The 20,410-nt window shown below is 68.9% G+C and carries 15 protein-coding genes and 1 pseudogene; 2 read left to right on the plus strand and 14 right to left on the minus strand.

Features of this window, described 5'->3' with window-relative positions; genetic code table 11:
* Window positions 1-172 precede the first annotated feature (172 nt).
* From M2283_RS49130 to M2283_RS49165, 7 genes are all read right to left on the minus strand, one after another.
* Entirely contained in the window at window positions 173-295 is a 123-nt protein-coding gene (locus M2283_RS49130) for a hypothetical protein (protein ID WP_280883146.1), read from the minus strand.
* Window positions 288-1,163: a nitroreductase family protein gene (locus tag M2283_RS49135; protein WP_280883147.1), complete on the minus strand. Its 876-nt coding sequence runs from the start codon at window positions 1,161-1,163 to the stop codon at window positions 288-290. Before M2283_RS49135 ends, M2283_RS49130 begins: the two co-directional genes overlap by 8 nt.
* Window positions 1,163-2,926 (minus strand): hypothetical protein, encoded by a 1,764-nt coding sequence (locus M2283_RS49140; RefSeq protein WP_280883148.1) that lies wholly within the window; start codon window positions 2,924-2,926, stop codon window positions 1,163-1,165. The genes M2283_RS49135 and M2283_RS49140 overlap by 1 nt, the downstream gene beginning before the upstream one ends.
* A complete protein-coding gene (locus tag M2283_RS49145) occupies window positions 2,923-3,621 on the minus strand; it encodes a hypothetical protein (RefSeq protein ID WP_280883149.1) in 699 nt (232 codons plus the stop codon). Before M2283_RS49145 ends, M2283_RS49140 begins: the two co-directional genes overlap by 4 nt.
* A gap of 62 nt (window positions 3,622-3,683) precedes the next feature.
* The gene (locus M2283_RS49150) at window positions 3,684-5,039 is read right to left on the minus strand and encodes a YcaO-like family protein (RefSeq protein ID WP_280883150.1); all 1,356 of its coding nucleotides are present in this window, start codon (window positions 5,037-5,039) and stop codon (window positions 3,684-3,686) included.
* A 702-nt stretch (window positions 5,040-5,741) separates the two neighbouring features.
* Window positions 5,742-6,173, minus strand: coding sequence for a hypothetical protein (locus tag M2283_RS49155; protein WP_280883151.1), 432 nt, complete (start codon window positions 6,171-6,173; stop codon window positions 5,742-5,744).
* Window positions 6,174-6,746: 573 nt separating this feature from the next.
* Window positions 6,747-7,400 carry a CatB-related O-acetyltransferase gene (locus M2283_RS49165; protein ID WP_280883152.1) on the minus strand — a complete coding sequence of 218 codons (654 nt, stop codon included), beginning with the start codon at window positions 7,398-7,400 and terminating at the stop codon, window positions 6,747-6,749.
* Window positions 7,401-7,499: 99 nt separating this feature from the next.
* On the opposite strand from M2283_RS49165, the gene M2283_RS49170 reads away from it, so the two are divergent.
* Window positions 7,500-8,231, plus strand: coding sequence for a TetR/AcrR family transcriptional regulator (locus M2283_RS49170; protein ID WP_280883153.1), 732 nt, complete (start codon window positions 7,500-7,502; stop codon window positions 8,229-8,231).
* A gap of 63 nt (window positions 8,232-8,294) precedes the next feature.
* On the opposite strand, the pseudogene M2283_RS52265 reads toward M2283_RS49170, so the two are convergent.
* Window positions 8,295-8,424 (minus strand): annotated as a pseudogene (locus tag M2283_RS52265) (IS982 family transposase); the annotation flags it as partial.
* Between the two features lie 70 nt (window positions 8,425-8,494).
* On the opposite strand from M2283_RS52265, the gene M2283_RS49175 reads away from it, so the two are divergent.
* Window positions 8,495-8,884 (plus strand): hypothetical protein, encoded by a 390-nt coding sequence (locus tag M2283_RS49175; protein ID WP_280883154.1) that lies wholly within the window; start codon window positions 8,495-8,497, stop codon window positions 8,882-8,884.
* A 264-nt stretch (window positions 8,885-9,148) separates the two neighbouring features.
* Here M2283_RS49175 and M2283_RS49180 read toward each other — a convergent pair whose 3' ends face one another.
* The 6 genes from M2283_RS49180 to M2283_RS49205 form a co-directional block, all read right to left on the minus strand.
* Complete coding sequence (locus tag M2283_RS49180; RefSeq protein WP_280883155.1) at window positions 9,149-10,483, minus strand: RICIN domain-containing protein; 1,335 nt, start codon at window positions 10,481-10,483, stop codon at window positions 9,149-9,151.
* A 55-nt stretch (window positions 10,484-10,538) separates the two neighbouring features.
* On the minus strand, window positions 10,539-12,521 hold the full coding sequence (locus M2283_RS49185; protein ID WP_280883156.1) for an alpha-L-fucosidase: 1,983 nt from the start codon (window positions 12,519-12,521) through the stop codon (window positions 10,539-10,541).
* A gap of 66 nt (window positions 12,522-12,587) precedes the next feature.
* The gene (locus M2283_RS49190; RefSeq protein ID WP_280883157.1) at window positions 12,588-14,996 is read right to left on the minus strand and encodes a ricin-type beta-trefoil lectin domain protein; all 2,409 of its coding nucleotides are present in this window, start codon (window positions 14,994-14,996) and stop codon (window positions 12,588-12,590) included.
* Between the two features lie 47 nt (window positions 14,997-15,043).
* The gene (locus M2283_RS49195; RefSeq protein ID WP_280883158.1) at window positions 15,044-16,873 is read right to left on the minus strand and encodes an RICIN domain-containing protein; all 1,830 of its coding nucleotides are present in this window, start codon (window positions 16,871-16,873) and stop codon (window positions 15,044-15,046) included.
* Between the two features lie 108 nt (window positions 16,874-16,981).
* Window positions 16,982-18,511: an arabinofuranosidase catalytic domain-containing protein gene (locus M2283_RS49200; protein ID WP_280883159.1), complete on the minus strand. Its 1,530-nt coding sequence runs from the start codon at window positions 18,509-18,511 to the stop codon at window positions 16,982-16,984.
* Window positions 18,512-18,647: 136 nt separating this feature from the next.
* Complete coding sequence (locus M2283_RS49205) at window positions 18,648-20,321, minus strand: glycoside hydrolase family 27 protein (RefSeq protein WP_280883160.1); 1,674 nt, start codon at window positions 20,319-20,321, stop codon at window positions 18,648-18,650.
* Between the last annotated feature and the right edge of the window lie 89 nt (window positions 20,322-20,410).

Here is a 20,410-nt window from a genome sequence, read left to right on the forward strand (position 1 = left end):
GCCCGGGGTCGGCGGGTTTTGGTGGTCGCGGGGCCCGCCCCCCCGTCTCAAAAACCCCTTTGTGGGGGGGCGGCCGCCCGGGGGGGGGGGGGGGGGGCGGGGGGGCCCCCCCGCCCCCCCCCCCCGCTGCCGGCAGGAGGGATCATCTTCTGCCGGCAATTACAGGTGTTGCTCAGGTGCCCACCGGCGGCGTGGTGCCGCAGCTGGAGCTGCCCTTGCTGTAGGACATCGTGTTGTCCTCGCGGACCTCCGCGTACAGGAACTCGTCCGTCTCGAAGGTGCTGTCGCTAGCCATTTCGTTCATTGTCGTTCACCTCCTTGAGAGGTCTTGGGGGCTGCGCCGCCGGTAGCGCGGCGCAGGTCTGTGATCCGTCAGTCAGTGCCGGACGGAAGCGGTGGCCGGATCGCGCGGTGGCGGTGCCGAGGGCCAGGGCGACCAGGGGCCGGCGGCTCAACGGGTCCAGCCGGGCAGTCGCGGAGAGTTCGGGGCTGGGCAGCGTGTCGCCCAGAATCGCCGCGCCGTACCCGCGCCGGGCCGCGGCCAACCAGCCGGCGTACGCCGCGGATCCGGCCCTGCGCAGCAGTCGCGGGTGCCCGGGGGCACCGTGCCGGTGCCAGGCCGCTCCGATGCTGCCGACCATCAGGACCAGGACGGGCGCGCTGCCGAACTGCGGGCCGGAAAAGAGGCAGTTCCATCCCTGGGGTGTGAGCGACCCGTACCGGTAAAGGGAGTTGAGGGAGTCGGGGGCGGGGTCTGCCCCATTGAGGGCCGCCGGGTCCACGCCGTAGACCCCGGGGGCGAAACCGGTGGCGCGGCGTACGACCACGACCGGCGTCAGGCCGTTGCCGGCCTGGGTCTCGCCGGGTGCCGTGCGGGCATCGTGTTCCCGGGCCGCGGTCAGCGCCGCGGCCAGGACGGTACCCGGCAGGGGCGTGGGGGCGAAGTCCCGTACCGTCCGGCGGTCGTCCAGCACGGCCCGCGGGGACCGGAGCGGGGGTGCCGGGGGCGGCAGCGGGTACGAGTCCGCGGTGTCGGCGGGTAGGCCTGGGCGCAGACGGCGCGGGACAGGGCCGGCTTCGCCCGCAGGCCCGGCCTGGTAGGCACGGAGCAGGTCTTCGAGCAGGTGCTGCGCGGTCGCCGGGAGCGGGAAGGTGTCTGCCATCACGACTCCTCGGGGTGTACGGATCCGGTGCCGCTGGTCCGAGTCAGGGACAGGACCGCCGTCACGGGTTCACGGCCGGTGTCGATCAGGAAGGCGTCGGTGAGGGCTGCGAGGTCCGGCGCCGGAAGGTCGTCGTGCAGCGTGACCCGGTGTCCGAGCAGATCTGCGACGGTCTCGATCTGGGTGAGCGCCACGCCTGCGTCCAGGCAGGCGAGGTGCAGTGCCAAGGGGCCGTACTTGCGCTGGATCCTCGGTACGTCACCGGTCATCGCCAGGACGGCACCCGAGGTGTGCGGGCCGGTCAGGAAGTCCACGGCGGGCAGGTCCGCGAGCCGGGCGAGGGAGTGGGCCAGTGCGTCGTAGCCGTAGGCGCCATCGGCGAGTCCGGCTATGCCCCATGCGGCCAGGTACAGGCACGGTGAGCCGAAGTTGCCGCCGCTGGGGGCCCAGAATTCGAGGTTCTCCCGGGGGCCGCGGGGGCCCGCGGTCATGCCGAGCAGCAGCGCGAGGTCGGCCAGCGCCGGTGCCCCCGGGCCAGCCGAGGCATCGGCGTCGGGCTCGGGGCCCCACGGGGTGCCGGGAGTGGGCAGGGCCGGCAGCGGAACCAGGGCGGCGCTGGGCCACTGGCGGCGCTCCTTGGCCCAGTCCCGGAAGCGGGGATCCAGGGACTGCAGACGGGCCTTGGGAGTGATCCAGTGCAGTGCCGGCTTGCTGATCGCCTGGTGGTACCGGGCCGCGACGGTTGCCGGGTCGGCAACGGGGGGCCGGTCGGTTACCGCGGCCGAGGGCGCGTCCGCCGCTGCCGGGGCCGAGGGTGCGTCCGCGGCCGACCGCGGATAGCAGGTGGAACAGGACGGGTCGGCGGTGGGCATGGCCCGTTCGGTTGTCCATGCCTCAAGGTCGTAGCGGGTGGCGCTGTCCGGGGAGTGAGCTGGTGGCACACGGGCGAGCAGGGCCAGGACCTCACGGCAGGCCAGGGCGCCGTGGATCCCTGTCCAGGGCTCGGCGGCGCCGGGGGGCGTGGTGTTGGCCGCGCTGCCCAGTTCCAGGCGCAGACAGCTCAGGCACAGGTCGAGTTCGGGTGTCAGCAGCGGGCCGATCACCGAGACCGGTCCCGCGACGAACCAGGGCAGCACTGCCACCGAGTCGCGCGCGTACGCCTCGGACAACCGCTCCGCCTGGTCCCCGGCGAGGTCGTGGGGCCCGAGCAGGACCACCGCCAGGTCGGCCGGGCAAGGTTCCTGACGTCCCGTCACCACGGTTCCCATACCGGCTTCGCGCAGGGCTTCGGCCAGTCCGGACAGCTGTGGTGCGGGGCCGTGCAGGACCACCCGGGCCGTCGCCAGCCGGTCCATGGTCCGCCCGGCGTGAGAGTCCACCCAGGTGGTGGCGCCGAGCCTGGCCAGCGCCTGCGCCGAGGGCGTGCCGACGGGGGCGGAACCGCCCTCCTCCAGCAGTCCGCGGAGATGGAGGAGAGCCAGCACCCGTTCGATCAGTGCGACCTCTCGGCCGACCGCCTCGGCAAGCCCGGCCACGTCGTGGGCCCCGTCCAGCAGCGGAAGCAGGCGCGGCAGCAGGGTCCGGGTCGCCGGGCCCCGCAGAACCTCGCGTTCGGGCCCCCCGTCGAACTGGATGCCGTCCGGCAGGTTCACGAATCGGATGCCGTGGCGCAGCCGGGGCAGGCGCGGCGTGGCTGGCAGCGGGTCATGGTGCAGGTGGTGGGCGGCCGTACGGGCGCCCACGGACATGGTCGGGCTCTTCACCGGGCCGCCTCCGAACCGGCGAGGCGAGCCGTCCGGGGCGCCGCGGGGAACTGCTGGGCCAGGCCGGCCCAGGTGTCGGCGCCGCGGTCCGGGCGGCGTCGGCAGCGTGGGCAGGCGTGCACCCCGATCACCGGGTCACGGCGCACGTCCCCGGACACTCCGTCGTAGGCCGCGACGGTTCCGGCGAAGGCGTCGGGGCCCATGGCGACCAGCGCCTCGGTCAGGCCGCGGGCCATCATGAGGTCCGAAGGAAGCCATCCAGGCACCGTGTTCGATGGGTCGACGGCGACGCTGTGCCACCAGGCCGGGGTGTCGCCGACCTCCCAGTCGTGCTGGAGCCGCCGACGCAGGAAGCAGTGGTAGCAGGCGGAACTGCCCGGTATCACGACGGGCCCCAGCCGGACTCCGCGGGGCGTCAGGACCAGGGGCGCCCAGGTGAGCGACCACTCGAAGGCGAACTTGTCCACGTCACGGAAGAAAGAGACGTCCTCACGGGCGCAGGCCACGACGTGACATCGCGCCCGGGGCCACGTGGCGGGGGTCTCCGGTGCGGTGCCGGTCCCGCTGCCGGTTGCCGCGGTGCCCGCCCGGGCCGCCGAGGAGGAGCCCGAGACGATCCTGTCGCCGCCCATACGTGACGCCACGGCCTCGCCCCACTCATCGAGGGCTATCAGGTGAAGGGGTGGCACATCCACGATGCGGACCTCCGGGGCTGGGCGCTGGCGCGCTCGCTGACTGGGAACGGGGATAGCGGTCATCACGCGAAGGGTTGCGGCATCGGGTTGATGTCCGTACCGACGCGCTCGGGATAACCCAGCCGTTCAGGGGCATCGAGGAGCCGGGGATGGCCGAGGTAACGGCCGTCCTGGTGGAAGGAGAGAGGGACGAGTTGGGGGACGAAGACGCGGACCGCGTGGAAGCCGACATCCCGTGCCTCGTCGGTGGTGACGTCCACCGCCACCGCTTCCATGCCCCGGCGGCGGAGTTGCTCGACCACCAGGTCCGGATCACGGGCGGCGTCGCCGCGGGCGAGCACCGGCATGTCGGACAGGCGCGTGCGCCGCGTACTGGACAGGAGGAAGTCGAAGGCGTCCGCGCGCTCGGGCCGGCCCATCCAGTGGGCACCGTCCAGTACATCCCGGAAGTCGTCCACGTCGGAGGGAACCTCGTGGTCGACGTGGAGCGCGATCCGGTAGGCGATCACCTCACGCAGGACCTTGGCGAGTACCTGCTGGGGGTCGGCGCCGGTGGCACACGCCACCATCGTGGCCGCACGGGAACTGTGCGGTGCGCGGCCCACCAGGTAGATCGTGGGGATACCGAGGTCGGAGGTGGCGTCGAAGACGACGGGATCGGCCAGAACGGACCGGCGGTAGCGCGCCAGCATCTCCCGGGCCGGCTCACCGAGTTCGGACATGCGGCTGATGTCCAGCTGCGGCAGCGGCAGACGGCGCAGCCACACGGTGCTGATCATGTCGCGTTCGACGCATTCGCACAGTGCGTGCGTCACCGCGGTGCGCAGGTCCCCGTGGACGGCGAAGCCCGTGCTGATCGGATGCCAGATACGTTCCGCGGGCCGCTGCGGAGGACAGCCCATCCAGGCCACCACCGCGGGAACGTACACGGGACATCGCCGGGTCAGGGACCAGCCGCGCACCCACCGGATCGGGGCGGTGGGGTCCGGCGGCAGCAGCGGTTGGCCAGGGCGGGCGAACTCTTCGGCTGACAATCGGGGTAACGACGACAGATCGAGTGCTGCGTCGCCGAGTTCCTCTGCGCTGGCCCGGATCACGACGTCAGGGTCCTGGGCCATGGTGGCGCAGTAGCGTTCCAGCATTTCCGCGAGGGCGAGCAGCCGCGCCCGTTCGGGAGTGCCCGCGGTTCCCGCCGCGGTGAAGTCCTCCGACGCGCCGACCTTGGAGCCCCGGGTACGCGCCGCCGCACCCGCCCTGTTGAGGGGGTCCGCGTCGAGCAGGCCCAGAACCTGGCCCGCCAGCGTCCCGTACGCCGGCACAGTGGGCTCCCCCGGGGCGTACGTCAGCTCCCGGACCTCGCCGGCCACACCGTAGGGGGAGATCAGTCTGCCGAGGTTCTCCAGCACGTCGTTCGGCACTGTCCCCCTCCCTTCCTCAATGAATTCATTCGGCGAATGCATACGCCCTCGATCGGTTATCACCGAATTTCCGCGACCGCAGCATACTCACAGAATTTACGTGCTCCGGAATAGATTCCTTCTAGGGTCCGGCAACCCGAGTCACGCAACAACAGGCCGACGACGGGCACTAGAAGAGCATTCGCTCTTGAGGGTGTCAAGTCCCGTATTTTGTCGGGCACTTAGCGCGGATGCCAAAACACGCCGCGCGGTTCCATTACGGCGCGTCACAAAACGATGACACAGCCACGAAGCACCGGCGATATCCGTGTTTCCTATCGAGAGCCCGACTCCGATTTGGACATGCCCGGGATGCCGTCGGCGGTTGTGGTTATGCGGAGCCTTCGGGGCGGTTCCCCGACCGGACCACAGGTGGCGATCAGCGTGTCGTCCGCCCGGTTCGGCGACCGGTCGACGCGCCTCGCCGAGCCTGTCGATGCGGGAACAGCAGCCGCCCGCACGGAAAGCCGGCCATATCCGAGACCGCGCTCGGTGTACACCACGGTCTCAACTCGACCCGTTCGTCCCGTGCGTCGCGTACAAACGGGCAATGCTCACCCCAAGCCGAAGAGCGGGGCTGCTGCACTTTCAGGGCCAGAGTCACGGACGGTAACGAAGAGTTATGCGCATAGTCACCACAGGAGGGCGCTAAGCCCACCACAGCTAAGAGTTCCAAGTTTTGGTCAATTCCTTCTCCATTCCTGTGACTGAACGGGAGATCGCTTTCCCGGCCATCAGGGATGCGGCCGAAAAATTGTGCGGTTTCGTGTTTCCAAAACGAAACCGGGGCACAGCGCCGACCAGGGCCTTGCCGATCAATAATTCGTCAGTTTTCGTGGGCTGATGGGTCGCAGGATGCGGGGTGCCGGAGGGGACGAAGGCAGAGCTGATGGATGCGTTGGGGCTGTTGCTGCCGCAACTCGACGAGCGCCGGCAGCGCCTGACGCTGGGCGCCGACAGCGCATCCTGGCCCTGCTCCGGGAAGACCCGCCGCGCCTCTGGCAGCCCCGTGAAATCGCCGTTCACTTCGGCGACGTCACCCTGGAAACCATGTACAGACAACGGAATCGGTGGGCCGCCAGCGGCCTCATCCACAAGCTTGGCCCCGGCCTCTAGGCCGCAACACTATGGTCCCCAGCCCCACGTGCGTGACCTGCGAAAACGCTAACCACCCGGCCTTGGGCCTTGCCCTGGAATCTTGGACACGGGCTATGCGACTGCGTTGCCCGAGGCTGGAGTGGCAGCGTCGGGTGTCGTAGCAGTACAGCCAGCGGAACAGCTTGCGCCCTGGAGCTTGCAGCTGCCATTGAAGGGCTCGGCGAGCGCGTTGTCCGCCGAGCTGCCGACGGCGCACATGCTCTGGATCACGCCCGCCCGGCGACAGGCGTCGGCGAACGCCCGACTTGTGTACGGGGAGCCGGGATCGGCGTGCAGGCGGACCGGCGTCGAAGAACGGCACCGAGTGGGTCAGCTGTGGGCTGCGCCGAGCTCTCCGGTGGCACCGGTCTCGCAGAACAGGGCGTGGTCGTGCGGCAGTCCTTGTGCCAACTCGGAGCCGTGCTGCCTCACATGACCATGGCCGACCGGGTTCAGGTCCTCACCCTCGTCGAATTGGCCACACCGGCCGACCAACCGCTCCTTTCGTGTCCGGTCGCCGCGGACGCGGCGTCAGGGCTGGTCGATCTGCGCCGCGGCCTCCTCCAGGTCAGAGACGGCCCCCGACATGATCGTCCGTACGTGCCTGGTGATGTGCCGCACGGGCCAGTCCCACCACGCCACGGCGAGAAGCCGAGCGATGTCAGCAGCGTCGTAGCGGGTGCGGATGAGCCGGGCGGGATTGCCGCCGACGACGCCGTAGTCAGGGACATCGCCGGAGACCACCGCGCCGGCGGCGATGATCGCACCGTGACCGATGCGCACACCGGGCATGACCGTGGCGCCGTGGCCGAACCACACGTCGTTGCCGACGACCGTGTCGCCCCGGCCGGGGAGGTCGGTGATCAGGTCGAAGTGCTCCGCCCACGAGCCCCCCATGGTGGGGAAAGGGAAGGTGGAAGGACCGTCCATACGGTGGTTGGCGCCGTTCATGATGAACCGGGTGCCCGTCCCCAGCGCGCAGTACTTGCCGACGACGAGCCGCTCGGGACCGTAGTGGTACAGAACGTTGCGGGTCTCGAACGCGGTCGGGTCGTCCGGATCGTCGTAGTAGGAGAAGTTGCCGACTTCGATCAGCGGCGATTGCACCAACGGCTTGAGCAGAACCACGCGCGGGTGCTCGGGCATCGGGTGGAGCACGGTGGGATCGGCGGGAACGGGCGGCATCGCGGAGGCGGTTCCTCTCCAGTGGACCTAGAGCGACAAATGTCGCGTTAAGATGCTGGCACAGCCCTGCCGTCTTGATCAACCGGATACTGATTGCCGATGACAGACCCGCTTGACACGACATCGGACCGCCGTCCGGGCGGTCGCACCGCCCGCATCCGCGCCCAGGTTCTCGATGCAGTGCGCGCCGAACTCGCTGAAGGCGGTCACGAAGGACTCACGATGGAGGGTGTCGCGACGCGGGCCGGAGTGCACCGCGCCACGGTCTACCGGCGTTGGCGCGATGTCGGTGGCCTGCTCGTCGACGTCATCGACGCCGCCGGCGAGATCGACTGGCAGCCGCCGGACACCGGCTCGCTGCGCGGCGATCTGACGGCCCTCAACCAGGAGATCCAGGAGTCTCTGGTCGTACAGCCGTCGTTCGCCGTCGCCTTGATGGCCGCCTCGTTCCACTTCGAACAGGCCGCGCGGGCCCAGACGCAGCTTTGGGCGGATCGGTACGCCCAGTGCGAGATCCTCGTCGAGCGCGCCATCGAGCGTGGTGAACTCCCCGCACGGCACACGGACGCACGGAGCCTGCTGATCGCCGCCACGGCGCCGGTCTACCACCAGCTAGTGCTCCTGCGTGCCGATCCGGACCCGCATATCCCGCAACGAGCCGCGGAGACGGCAATCCTGGCGGCTGCCGCGGGCGCCTTCTCCGTCAGTCGGGAAGGGCAGTTTCCAGATCGGGTCGGCGAGGCGTCCTGCGATGACGCCGTCGCGTCGACGATTGATCCCGCCGGTTCTGATCGACTCTCCGGCGATGAGGCCTACGGCGACATGACGTGATCCGATCCGCTACGGAGATCTTGAGCACCGCTCGGGAGTCAGCCGCTGAGGGCTTCGCTTGGGTTCGGCTTCGTTCAGGCGGGGCGTAATGCCGACCGGCGGGCGCCACGGTGCCAGGTCGGGATGCTCCTTCAGGATGTCGTCGGTCGTCGCAATAGAGTGCTGTCGCGAGGGTGTCCACATCGTTCGTCACAAAACGATCTTGGACATCCTCGGTCTCGTCTCCGCAGGCACCCCTTGGAGCACACCACCAGGAGGAACCAGTGTCATACCCGCAACTGCTCACCCCCGCGGAGAAGCTCGCCGACGCGAAGAAGCTGTTGAGCCTCCCGCGTATCGTCGTGATCTGCGGCTCCACCCGCTTCATGACCGAGATGACCGAGGCCGATCTGCGGGAGACCAAAGCCGGAAGGATTGTCGTCAAACCGGGCGGTGACATGAAGTCACCGCACGAACTTTTCTCCGGTCCTGTCGAGGCCGAGGCGCTGAAGGTTCGACTCGGCGATCTGCACCGGGCGAAGATCCGGCTCGCTGATGAGGTGCTCGTAGTCGGCGATTACATCGGAGACAGCACCCGAGCCGAAATCGCCTACGCCCGGTCGCTGGGCAAGCCCGTGCGGTTCACGCACCCCGAAGTCGACCCTGACGCCTGACCGCCCGCTACCACCTCGACAATCAGGGCCCGCAGGCCGCCGCCCGACCGTCTCGCGGTGGCTTCGGCCGCCGCCCACCCCACACCCTCCGCAGGCATCCCTTGGAATTGATCATTTAGGAGACCCGCACATACACACCCCGCGTCCTTCCCTGCCGGGGCCACCGCCGCAGCCGGCACCGGTGGAAGCCGTCGCCCTCGTGTCTTCCCCACGATCGCCGTATTGTGCGCGTCGCTGGCCGCCGTCAGGGCCCGGGCCCGTGTGTCAGTTCTCCTGGTGCCAGTGCTGGTTCGGTCCGCCCGTGCAACTCCACAGCTGGACTTTCGTCCCGTTCGCAGTCCCCTGGCCGTTGGCGTCCAGGCAGAGCCCCGACTGTGCTGCCGTGATCGTGCCGTCGGGATTGATGTTCCATTGCTGGTCCGCCTGCCCGCTGCAGTCCCAGATCGCCGCCGGGGTGCCGGCGCCCGCTGACTGGCCGACGCCCAGGCACTTGTTGCCGTAGACAACCAGCTGTTTCCCGGTGGAATAGGTCCACCGCTGGTTGGCGCCGCCGTTGCAGTCCCACAGTTGTGCCTGCGTGCCGTTGGCCGTCGCGGAGTTGTTGATGTCGAGACAGCGCCCCGACTGCTGACCGACGATCTCCTGGTTGCCGGAGGGCGGCGGCTGGTCCGAGCCGAACTGGGTGAAGAACTGCCACACCGCTGCCGACGTCCACGTGCGCCAGCCGTCACCGGTGGAGCCGTCTATGGGACCGGGGTCGTGGCCCGCTCCGTCGAAAGCGGCCCAGACCACGGGGTACCCGGACCTGCATCCCGAGTAGGTGGTGATGATGTGGGTCAGGCTTCCGTTGGCCGGCTCGGGCGGGTTCTGCTGAGTACAGCCGTTCGTCCGGACGAACGTGTCGCGCAGCTCCCGTCCCGACGAGATGGGCAGCACGTTGTCCCTGAGGCCGTGCAGACCCATGTAGGCGATGGGCTGGTTGCCGCCGTTGCACCCGCTGAGGTTCGCGCCGGAGTAGACCGCGACCGCGCGGAAGACCGTCGCCCGCGAACAGGCGAGGGCGTACGACATCGCACCGCCGTAGCTGAAGCCGGCAGAGAACAACTGGGTGGTGTCGACGCACAGACCTGCTTCGATCTGGCTGACCATGGCGTCGACGAAGGCCACGTCCTGGCCGCCCGAGTTGGCCCAGCCGTTGCCGATGCCCTGGGGCGCGACGAAGATCGTGCTGTTGTTCGCGTTGTCCGCCAGGCGCCGGAGGCCGTAGTAGGACCAGTTGTATCCGTCCGTTCCACCCGAGTCGACGTCGCCCGCCGTGCCACCCCGCCAGTGGAAACCGAAGACCAGCCGGTAGGGGTGGGTGCTGTCGTAGCCGGCAGGGACCCGCAGTATGTAGCTGCGCGCCTGGCCGCCGCTCTGGATCGTGTGTGTACCACTCGTCAGCGTCGGGGCCTTTCCACAGCCGACGGTCGCCCCGACGGCGCCGACAGTGGTGGCCGACGCGGACGCGCCGAGGCCGCTGCTGAACGAGGTGCCCGCAGCCGACAGGACGAGAAGGAGCGCAGCCGTGATGACTAGCAAGAGCGGTTTGCGTTTCATGCAGACCTGCTTCCGTGGTCGAGGAATGGACAGGGAGCGTCGGTCGCCTGGGGGTTCAGACGCCGGTGATGGTCCACTCGTTGTTGGTGCTGGAGTTCGGCGCCCACAGCACCGTGGTCGAGCCCACGGCAGTGCTGCCACTGCCGTCGAGGGCGGTGCCGGTGCCACGGTTGATGATCTGGTAACGGCCACCGCCGAGGCTGTTGAGCGACCACTGCTGGTTGTTGCCGCCGTTCCAGGTCTCCTGCCGGGCGGGAGCACCGTTGGCGGAGTTGCCCCAGCTGTCGGCGGCCATGCCGTTGGCGCGGTTCATGACGCGGTGGTAGCCGTTGCCCAGGTCGATCAGCTGCCACTGCAGATTGGCGCTCGCGTCGTAGTTCCACTGTTTGAGGCTGGAGCCGGAGGCGACGTTGCCTCCGCTGTCGAGCACAAGTCCGCTGGTCACGTTGGCGATCTTCACCCAGGTCGTGGAGCCCCCCGGTGCGCCCAGGACGGGGATCTCACCGGAGAAGGTGAGCTTGACCGTGTACGCCAGGGCGCTGAACGGCGGGTTGGACGAGGGCATGGCCAGGTGCAGGCCGGAGGCGTCCTGGACCGGTGCGGGCAGGTCGATATAGGTGCCGGCGGTGTTGTTCAGCAGTTTGGCGCCGGTCAGGCTGCTGAGGTTGATCTGGTTCGAGTTCAGCGTCGTGATGGTCATGGTGCCGCCCTGCCAGCCCAGCGCGGTGGCATAGAGGACCTTGTTGTCCCGGCTGCGGGTGAAACGGACGTCCTGCGGTTTGCCGGCCACCGGTCCGCTGAACGAGCCGCCGCCCATCTTGGTGGGGCCCTCGCCATAACTGCTCCAGGAGCGGGTGGCGTAGACCGCTTCCCCGAAGCGGCCGAGCCAGTCACCCATGGCGAGCAGGATCGACTGCTGCCCCGAGGGGATGGTCCCGTCGGCCATCGGGGCGATGTTCAGCAGCATGTTGCCGCCCTTGCTGACCCGGTCGATCAGCGAGTGGAGCAGCGCCTGCGTCGAGTAGTAGCCGATGCCCACCGTGTAGCACCAACTGGAGGACGAGATGCTGTCGTCGGTCAGCCAGTAGGGGGTGAGCAGCTCTCCCGGGCCGCCGCGCTCGAAGTCGTAGACCTCGCCCTTGTTGTTGAGGCCGTCCTTGTAGGTCGCGACCACGTCCTTGTTCCAGGACACGGCCTGGTTGTAGTAGTGCGCCAGGAACTGGAGGCGATAGGACTCCTGCACCAGGCCCAGGTCGAAGTCCTGCCAGACCAGGTCCGGCTGGTAGCCGTCGATGACCTCGATCAGCTTGTCGTACCAGAGCTTGTTCTCCGCGGCCGAGCCCTGCTGCCCGTAGAGGAGGCGCAGCGCCGGGTCCGACTGGTTCGGCACATGGTCGTAGAAGCCGTTGAAGTGGTAGGCGTGGTGCAGCGAGGCCATGAACTTCAGGCCCTGTGCGCGGATGGCCTGCGCGTGCAGCCCCACGAGGTCGAGTCTGGGGCCGTGCTGGACGGAGTTCCACGCGTTGGAGCGGCTGTTCCACATGGAGAAGCCGTCGTGGTGTTCGGCGACCGGGCCGGCGAACCTCGCGCCCGCGGCCTTGAACAGCCGCGCCCAGGCGTCCGGGTCCCAACTGCCGCCCTGGGAGGCGAGCTTGGGGGCGAACTGGACGAAGTTGCCGGCCTTGTCGCGGGCGCCGTCGATGAAGTTGTTGTACGGCCATGCCGAGGGGTCGCCGTAGGTGGCCTTGTGGTGGTTGTTCTCGGCCGAGCCGCCGATGTACATGTTGCGCGGGTACCACTCGTTCCCGAACGCGGGAACGCTGAAGACGCCCCAGTGGTAGTAGATGCCGAACTTGGCGTCCTGGAACCAGGCCGGGGCCGGCGGGTGCTGGTCCACGGAGGACCAGCTCGCGGTGTAGCTTCCGGGGCCGTCGGTCGCGGCGGCCTCGGGGGCGAACCGCAGCAGGCCGTAGGCCGTGGCCGCGCCGGCCGCCGCCAGCAGTTGCCGCCGGCTGACCGGATGGGAGGAGGAAGACATGTGTGGCCTCTCGGGGGGTGGAGGGACGGGGGCGATGCCGTCGGTGCTCGTCAGCCGGTCACCGGATCAACTGCGCGTCCACTGCTGGTTGCTGCCGCCGTTGCAGGTCCACAGCTCCAGCAGGGTGCCGTTGGCCGTTCCCGCGCCGGTGGCGTCCAGGCACAGGCCGGACTGGACACCGGTGATCGTGCCGTCGGCGTTGATCGTCCACTTCTGGTTGCTGCCGCCGCCGCAGGTATAGATGTCCACCTTGGTACCGGGGCTGGTGCCCTGGCCCGCGGCGTCCAGGCAGGAGCCGCCGTAGACACGCAGTTCATCGGCCGAGGTCTTCGTCCACTGCTGGTTGCTGCCGCCGTTGCAGTCCCACAACTGCACCTGGGTGCCGGAGGTCTGCGACTGGTTCGGCACGTCCACGCACCGGCCGGAGGCGGTTCCGGTGATCGCGCCGGTCGTGCCGCCGGATCCGCCGCTGCCGGGCGTGATGGACAGGTTGTCGAACTGCGCCGTCTCGGTCTGGCTGGTCGCGTAGCCGATCTGGCCGCCTGCCCAGGTGTTGTCGTTCACGGAACCGACCGTGGAACCGTCGACGACAGCGCTGATGCTGTTGCCGGAGAAGGTGAGGCCCAGGGTGTGCCACCGGTTGGTGCCCAGCGCCGAGGTCGTGCCGCGGGCCAGGGTGGAGACGTTGCCGATGGTGTTGGAGTTCAGGATCGACCAGGCTCCGGTGTCGCTCACCCGCAGGTGGTAGGCGTTCAGGCCGCCGGTGCTGCTGTAGTCCTGTGCGCCCGCGCGGCCGATCAGCTCGGCGTAGCCCGGCTGTTCGAGCAGCACGTCGGAGGAGACGGTGTAGTTGCTCCAGCCCACCTCACCGAGCAGGGCGTGCGGATCGGACAGCGCGTCCCAGGTGATCGGTTTCTGCGGGCTCATCTGGCGTACGCACTTGCCGCCGCGGCCGCCGCCACAGCCGACCGCCTCGAAGGCGCCCTGCCAGTCCATCAGGTACTTGGCCTCGGTGCCGCTGGCATAGCTGTCGAAGGAGTCGCTGTACGGCAGGCTCAGCGAGCCCCGGCCGGGACCGGCGGCGGTGCCCTTGCCCTGTCCGGTCGTGGTGGTCACGGTGTACACGCGGCCGGGCTGCACGGTCAGGCTGAATGCGCCGCCGGACGGGGTGATGTCCGAAGCGCGCACGAAGTAGTCGGACGTGTTGTTGGACCTGACGTCGGTCGACCAGACGTGGACGGTCTTGGTGGACGACAGCCCTCCGCTGACGTTGAAGTTCAGCGTCTGGGCGCTGCCGGCGTCCATCGTCTCGACGACCGTGGAGTAGTCGGAGTTGTTCGTGGACTTCAGCGACACGTAGCTGCCGTTGTTCCGGTTGCCGCCGATATAACCGCTGGAGTCGTCGAGGTAGTGCCAGCCCGGGGCGGTGAACTGACTCGTCTGCGCCATCACCCAGGCGTTCTTGCCGATGGCGTAGTAGCCGGACCACGGCTGCGGGGCCAGGGCGAGACCCATGGTGGGGTACGGAATGTTCGGCGTGACCGAGGCGACCACAGGCCAGTTGAGATACGCGGTCATCCGGCCGTCGATGTATCCGCGGTTGATGCCGCGGGCCACGGCCGGCGCTCCCGCGTTGTAGTCGTCCGAGCCGTTCTCGCTCGCCCACAGTTGTTTGCCGGTCGAGGTGGCGGACGACGGCACCGTGCAATTGGTCTGGGCGGACCGGTAACCGCACGGGTAGTGGGTACCGATGATGTCCACCGACGCGCGGAACGCCGCGTTGGAGTTGATGTCGTTGGCGACCCCCCAGTCCGAGTCGGCTGCGACGATCTTGACGCTGCCGTAGCCGTTGGAGTTGAGCGCGCTGCGCAGTTGCTCGTACCAGGAGACGTTGTAGCCGCGCTCGTTCCACCCGCCGAGGTAGTCGATGCTCAACCCGTGCTGTTTGGCACAACCGAGCCACGAGACCAGGTAGTTGACCATGTCAGTGGACCAGAAGTTGCCGCCGCCGATCCAGCCGGGCGCGCCCCAGGCGAGCCCGTACAGTTTGATGTCCGGGTTGCGCGCCTTGGCCTGCTCCATCAGCCACCACTCGTAGCCCCGGTCGCAGTTGAGGTCGGAGCGGGTGTGCTGGTGGCTCGGCTCGGCGCCCGAGGTGGAGTTGGTGTCACCGCCGATCTCGGCTTTGAGGACCTGCAGGGCGGCGCCGTAGCCGGGCTTGAACAGGTAGTCCAGGACCTGGCCTCGTTGGGGCTCGGGATAGTCGATCAGGAGTCTGCTGTTGCCGCCCCCGCCGCTGATCGCGCCGACGCCGTCGAAGGTACGGCCGCCCGACGCGCCGTTGATCGTGATCGAGGTGGCGGCCTGTGCCGGAGCGGCGGTCGTGCCCACGATGCCGCCGGCGGCCAGAACGAGGCCCGTGAGCAGGGCTGTGGGGACGCGCAGGCGCCGCAACAGCCGACTGAGTGCTGACACGGTGGTTCCTTTCGCAGGTCGAGGGGTGTCCCGGGGCGGAGCTGTGGTCAGCGCAGGACGAAGTCCTGGTTGGTGCCGGGCGCGTTCTTGCACGGCCACTGGTCCAGTTGCTGGCCCAGGTTGCTGCCGCCGCCGTAGACGTCCAGGCACAGGGCGCTGTTCTTGTTCTGGAACGCATAGGAGCCGTCGGACTGCCGCACGGGCAGCCAGAGGCCGGCTGCCGCCACGTTGGGCGCCTGCTGGACGATGTCCGGGGTGCCCGCCGCCGTGGAGCTGCCGGCCACCGCCACGTCCAGGCCCGAGTTCTGGGCCCGCAGTTCGCCGTAGCCGCCCGAGGCCGGCACGAACTGGAACTGCTGGTTGCTCTGCCCGTTGCAGGTCCACTGGTCGATCACGGCGCCCGCGCCAGCGGAGTTGCCGTACACGTCCAGGCACAAGTTGTTCTGGGCGACCGCGAGTTGGTGGTAGCCGCTCGGGAAGCCGCCGCCGGCCGAGGCGGGTGTCAGGTAGACGGCGAACGCGTCGTGCGAGGCCTGGAACGTGAACGGCACGGTGATCGAGCCGCCCGAGGTGCTGACGTTCTGGTCGTACACGACCTGGGGGGCGGTCAGCGGCGCCTGGTCCGGGATGCGGTGCACGGTGACGTTCACGCTGCCGGCGTTCGCCAGCCAGGGCACGGACGCCAGCCCGTTGAAGGTCACGGACGCGGTGCCGCTGTTCCCGTTCGCGTTGCCGATGATCGCCACCGCGCGCTTGTTGGTGGGGTCCTCGGAGGCCGAGATCGCGGTCGAGCCGACCTGGCCGGAGGTGTCCACGAGGGTGCCGGTCATGTCGGCGTAGTCCCGAAGCGCCCACCAGTTGCCGGTCGGCTGCCAACTGCCCCCGCTCTGGGTGAGGACTCCGGTCAGGTTCGGGGTGACGCAGCACACCCAGTTGCCACGCATCGCGTTGGTGTACCCGGACTGCGCGAACCGCGCGAGATACCAGGCCGTCACCCCGGCGGTCTGCCGGTCGGCGGGCTGGTACTCGTTCGCGGACAGCGGCAACGCACCGATGCCCGCCGTGTTCAGGGCACTGTTGAGGGACTGCGAGACGGTGACGGGGTCGTCGACATCGCCCTCGTCGTGGTTGGTGATCATGTCCGGCACCGTCCCGGCCGCCTTCACGTGCGCGAGCCAGGTCCGCCATTCACCCGGGTTGCTCTGCGGGGTGAACGCGAGTGACGGCCCCACGATCTGCGCCGAGGGGGCGAGGCGCCTGATCTCCCGGTAGGCGGTGTCCCACATCTGGAAGTACTGGGCGCTGTTCACTCCCCGGGTCCAGAACGCGGAGATGTCCGGCTCGTTCCAGATGTCGTAGGCGAACTTCAGCCCCGATGCCTGGAGCGCGCCCACCGTGGAGTCGATGAAGCTGACCCAGTTGGCGCAGTTGCCGTTGTCGCAGGGGTACGTCGTGTTCGACGGCTGGCCGCCGTTGGCGCCGTAGATGTCGCTGACCAGCACCTGGTACTGCGCGTGGTAGGGCGGCTGGGTGAGCCGTTTCGCCTGCGCGATGATCGAGTCGAGGTCGGCCCGAGTGGCCGAGCCGTACTGGTAGTTGTCCTTGATCCAGCCGCCGGAGAACCAGCCGCCGCCGCGGAACGCGTTGATCCCCAGCGGCTTGATGAACTGGTCCGCCGGCTGGCTGCCGTCTTGTGTGAAACCGTAGAGAAACCCCTCCCCCACACCGGTCGACGGGCCCCGGGTGGACGCCAGGTTCACGCTCAGCGTCTCGCCCGAGGCGGCCCCGCTCTCGCCCGTCGACAGCAGTTGCAGCACGAACGCCAGGACGACGCCAACTGCCAGTACCAGACGGCCGGGCCTCGCTCTCGTCCTCATTCGGTCCTCCTGTGGTTCGGCGTGTGGGCAGTGCGGTGCGGTGCGGTGACAGGCCGGGCGGTGGTCAAATGCCGCCCCGGCGCGGGGTGATGCGGGTGCCTTACGGAGTCAGCTCAGCGACCACTGCTGGTTGGATCCGCCGTTGCAGGTCCACAGCTCTACGGCGGTGCCGTTGGCGGTGGCCGCGCCGGTCACGTCCAGGCACAGGCCGGACTGGGCGCTGGTGACGGTGCCGTTGGCGTTGACGTTCCACTGCTGGTTGGTCTGGCCGTTGCAGGACCAGGTGATGACCTTGGTGCCGGGGCTGGTGCCCTTGTTGTTGGCGTCCAGGCACAGTTGGCTGCTGCCGGAGTACACGGTGAGCTGGTGGGAACTGGTCTGGGACCAGGTCTGGTTCGCCGCGCCGGAGCAGTCCCGGATCTGCGTCTGCGTACCCGGCGTCGTGGACGCGCCCGGCACCTCCAGGCACTTGCCCGCACCCACCGCGTGCAGCGCGGTCGACGTGCCGCCACCGCCTCCCGCCCCGTAGCCGGCCGCGGTGATGGCGGCCTGCACGGCGTTCTCGGTGGCGTCGGAGGGATAGCCCGCCGTCATCGCGCCTTCGAAGAACTCACCCACACCATTGGGACTGTTGTCGCCCCCGGTGCCGAGCAGGACCGAACTGTCGACCTTCATCGGTGAGTAGCCGTTCGGCAATGGCCCGGAGAAGGTGGTGGTCAGGCCGCCGCTCGCGCCGTTGCCGTACTTGAGGGTGAAGTTGCTGGTGCCGTTGTTCTTCAGCCACGCGCTGACGAACGGGTAGTGCACGCCGGAGTTGTTCGGGTCCTTGTTGGAGCCGGTGTTGGTGTGGAACATGCCGTTCTCCAGGTCGGCCTCGACCCAGGGGCCGCTGCCGGTGCAGCCGCCGAACCAGCAGGCGGTGCCCCAGTAGATGGCGTTCATGGTGGCGTTGCCGGTGTCGGTGTGCGAGTTCTCACCGCTGCCGTAGTCGAAGCAGCACCACTGGCTCGTGTAGTTCGACGACGTCACCATGTAGATGCCTTCGGGCTGGGCTCCGGTGGGCACGCCGCTCGCGTGGTCGAGCCGGTAGCCGACGCCCGGGGTGACCTTGACCCCGAAGACCTGGTGGCCGGCCGCGGTCACCGGCAGGGCCATGGCGTCCGCTCCGACGTCGGAGCCGTTGGGTCCGGGCCCCTTCCAGTAGCCGCCCCAGGAGATCGGCATGTCGTTGTGCTTGGTCGTCTGGTCGTAGATCTTCGTGATCGTGCACGACGTACCCGCGCAGAACGACACCTGGGACGCGGCGTCCGCGTACCCGCCAGCGCTGAGCACCCCGATGTCGCGGTAGCTGTGATCGGAGGACCGCTGAATCTGGTAAAGCGGCCCGTTGTACGACGCGAAGAGCGCCCGGGTGGTGGCGTGCGCCGTCACACACGGCGTACCGCCCGCGGCGTAGAGGTCGCACGGCAGCGAGGCGTCCGCCAGGCGGTGGGCCGCCGGCTGGACGACGGTGGTCGTATCGGCCGGTGAACGTGTGGCGAAGGCCGGTGCACCGAACGCGACCACGGCCATCGCCAGGGCAAGGAAGAGCACGGCTTTCCATCGACTACGTCGGCGAACGCCAACTGGTTCGAGCATGGAGACCTCCTCTGTGGCTGTGCGCACACGGTGGCGCCGAAGCTGCCGGTGATCGATGCGGAGGCACCTGACCGCCCGCGGCGGGCGGGCAGGCCCGCACGGCCCTGCCGGTGCTCGATGGAGGTGCCTGCGGGACTCATCCCAGCGTCCACCGCTGGCTGCTCGCGCCGTTGCAGGTCCGCAGCTCGGCGAGGCTGCCGTTCGCGGTGGCCGCTCCGGCGACGTCCAGGCACAGACCGGACTGGACGCCGGTGATCGTGCCGTTGGAGTTCAGCGTCCACTGCTGGTTGGTCTGGCCGTTGCACGACCAGATCTCCACCTTCGTCCCGGGGGTGGTCTGGTTGTTGTAGGCGTCCAGGCACATCTGGCCGGTGTCCGAGTAGACGGTGAGCTGCTGGGACGTGGAGTGCGTCCAGGTCTGGTTGGTCCCGCCGTTGCAGCTCCAGATCTGCACCTGGGTGCCCGCGGTCTTCGTCGAGTTGGGTACGTCCAGGCACTTGCCCGCACCGACCGCGTGCAGCGCGCCGGTCACACTGGTGCCGCCGCCGCTGGTGCCGCCCGCGACCCGGTACATCACCGTGCCGTGCGCCGCCACCGAGGCGCTGATCGTGCCCGAGGTGGTGGAAGAGGCCCCCGACCACAGGTCGGTGAGGGTGTAACTGGACGCCCCGGTCTTGCCGATCGCGGCCGCGGTGGTGGTGATGGTCGCCGTCGAGCCCGTCTCGTTGAACAGCGCCACCGACACATCCCCGTTGGCCAGTGGCTTGGCCAGCACGTCCAGGCCGCCCGAGGACGACACCATGGTCCCCTGTCTGCCCAGGGAGTCCTGGTCGACCGCGATCACCCGGGAGTTGGTCAGCGTGGACAGGGTGTCCGCACTGGCCGAGGGGATGTTGGTGCCCGCGATCAGCGGCGCGGCCATCTCCGCCCACAGACTGAACTCGCTGCGGCTCTCGGTGGCCGTCATCGAGCCGTTGCCGACCTCCAGCATGTCGGGGTCGTTCCAGTGGCCGGGGCCGGCGTAGGAGGCCAGTCCCACGTTGCTGTGGAAGATCGACAGCATGCTGGAGAAGTTCGCGCTGATGTCCCCGGTGGTGCGCCAACTGTTGCCCACGCCCGCGCCCCAGGTCCACACGTTGTCCTGGCCCCAGTTGCACAGGCTGTACAGGATCGGCCGGCTGGTGGCCGCCAGGGCGTCCCGCATCGCGGTGTAGCGGCTCTGTGCCGGCACCCCGTTGTTGTTGCAGTTGTCGTACTTCAGATAGTCCACACCCCACGACGCGAACGACTGCGCGTCCGTGGTCTCGTGGCCCAGGCTGCCCGGATATCCGGCGCAGGTCGCGGTGCCCGCGTCCTCGTAGATCCCCAGCTTCAGCCCCAGCGAGTGCACGTAGTCCGCGGTGCCCTTGATGCCGTCGGGGAACTTGGCCGGGTCCGGCACCAGGTGGCCGCCGGAATCGCGGTTGTGCGTCATCCAGCAGTCGTCGATGTTGACGTACGAATAGCCCGCCGCCTGCATGCCGTTGGTGTGCATCGCCTGCGCGGTGGACTTGATCAGGGACTCGGAGACGTTGCAGCCGTACGCGTTCCAGTCGTTGAAGCCCATCTGCGGAGTCCGCGCGAGCCCGTTGTCCAGCGCGGCGGCGGGCCGCGCGACAGCGGGTTGCGCGGCGGCGGGCTGCGCCGTACCGAGGGAGGCGAGAGGGACTCCCGCGCAGAACAACAAGGCCGAGACGACGAGCGTCGGCGTCCTACGCAGGGACGGACGCGGGCGCAGGGACAAGAGACGTCTGGCAATGGAAATGAGCATGTTAACGAATCTCCTGGGCAGGTTCCGTGGCAGGTCTCGCGGCGGCCCTCCGGACGTACCGGAGGACCGCCGCCTCCCGCGTTTCAGAG

Source organism: Streptomyces pseudovenezuelae (assembly GCF_029892565.1).
GTDB lineage: Bacteria > Actinomycetota > Actinomycetes > Streptomycetales > Streptomycetaceae > Streptomyces > Streptomyces pseudovenezuelae_A.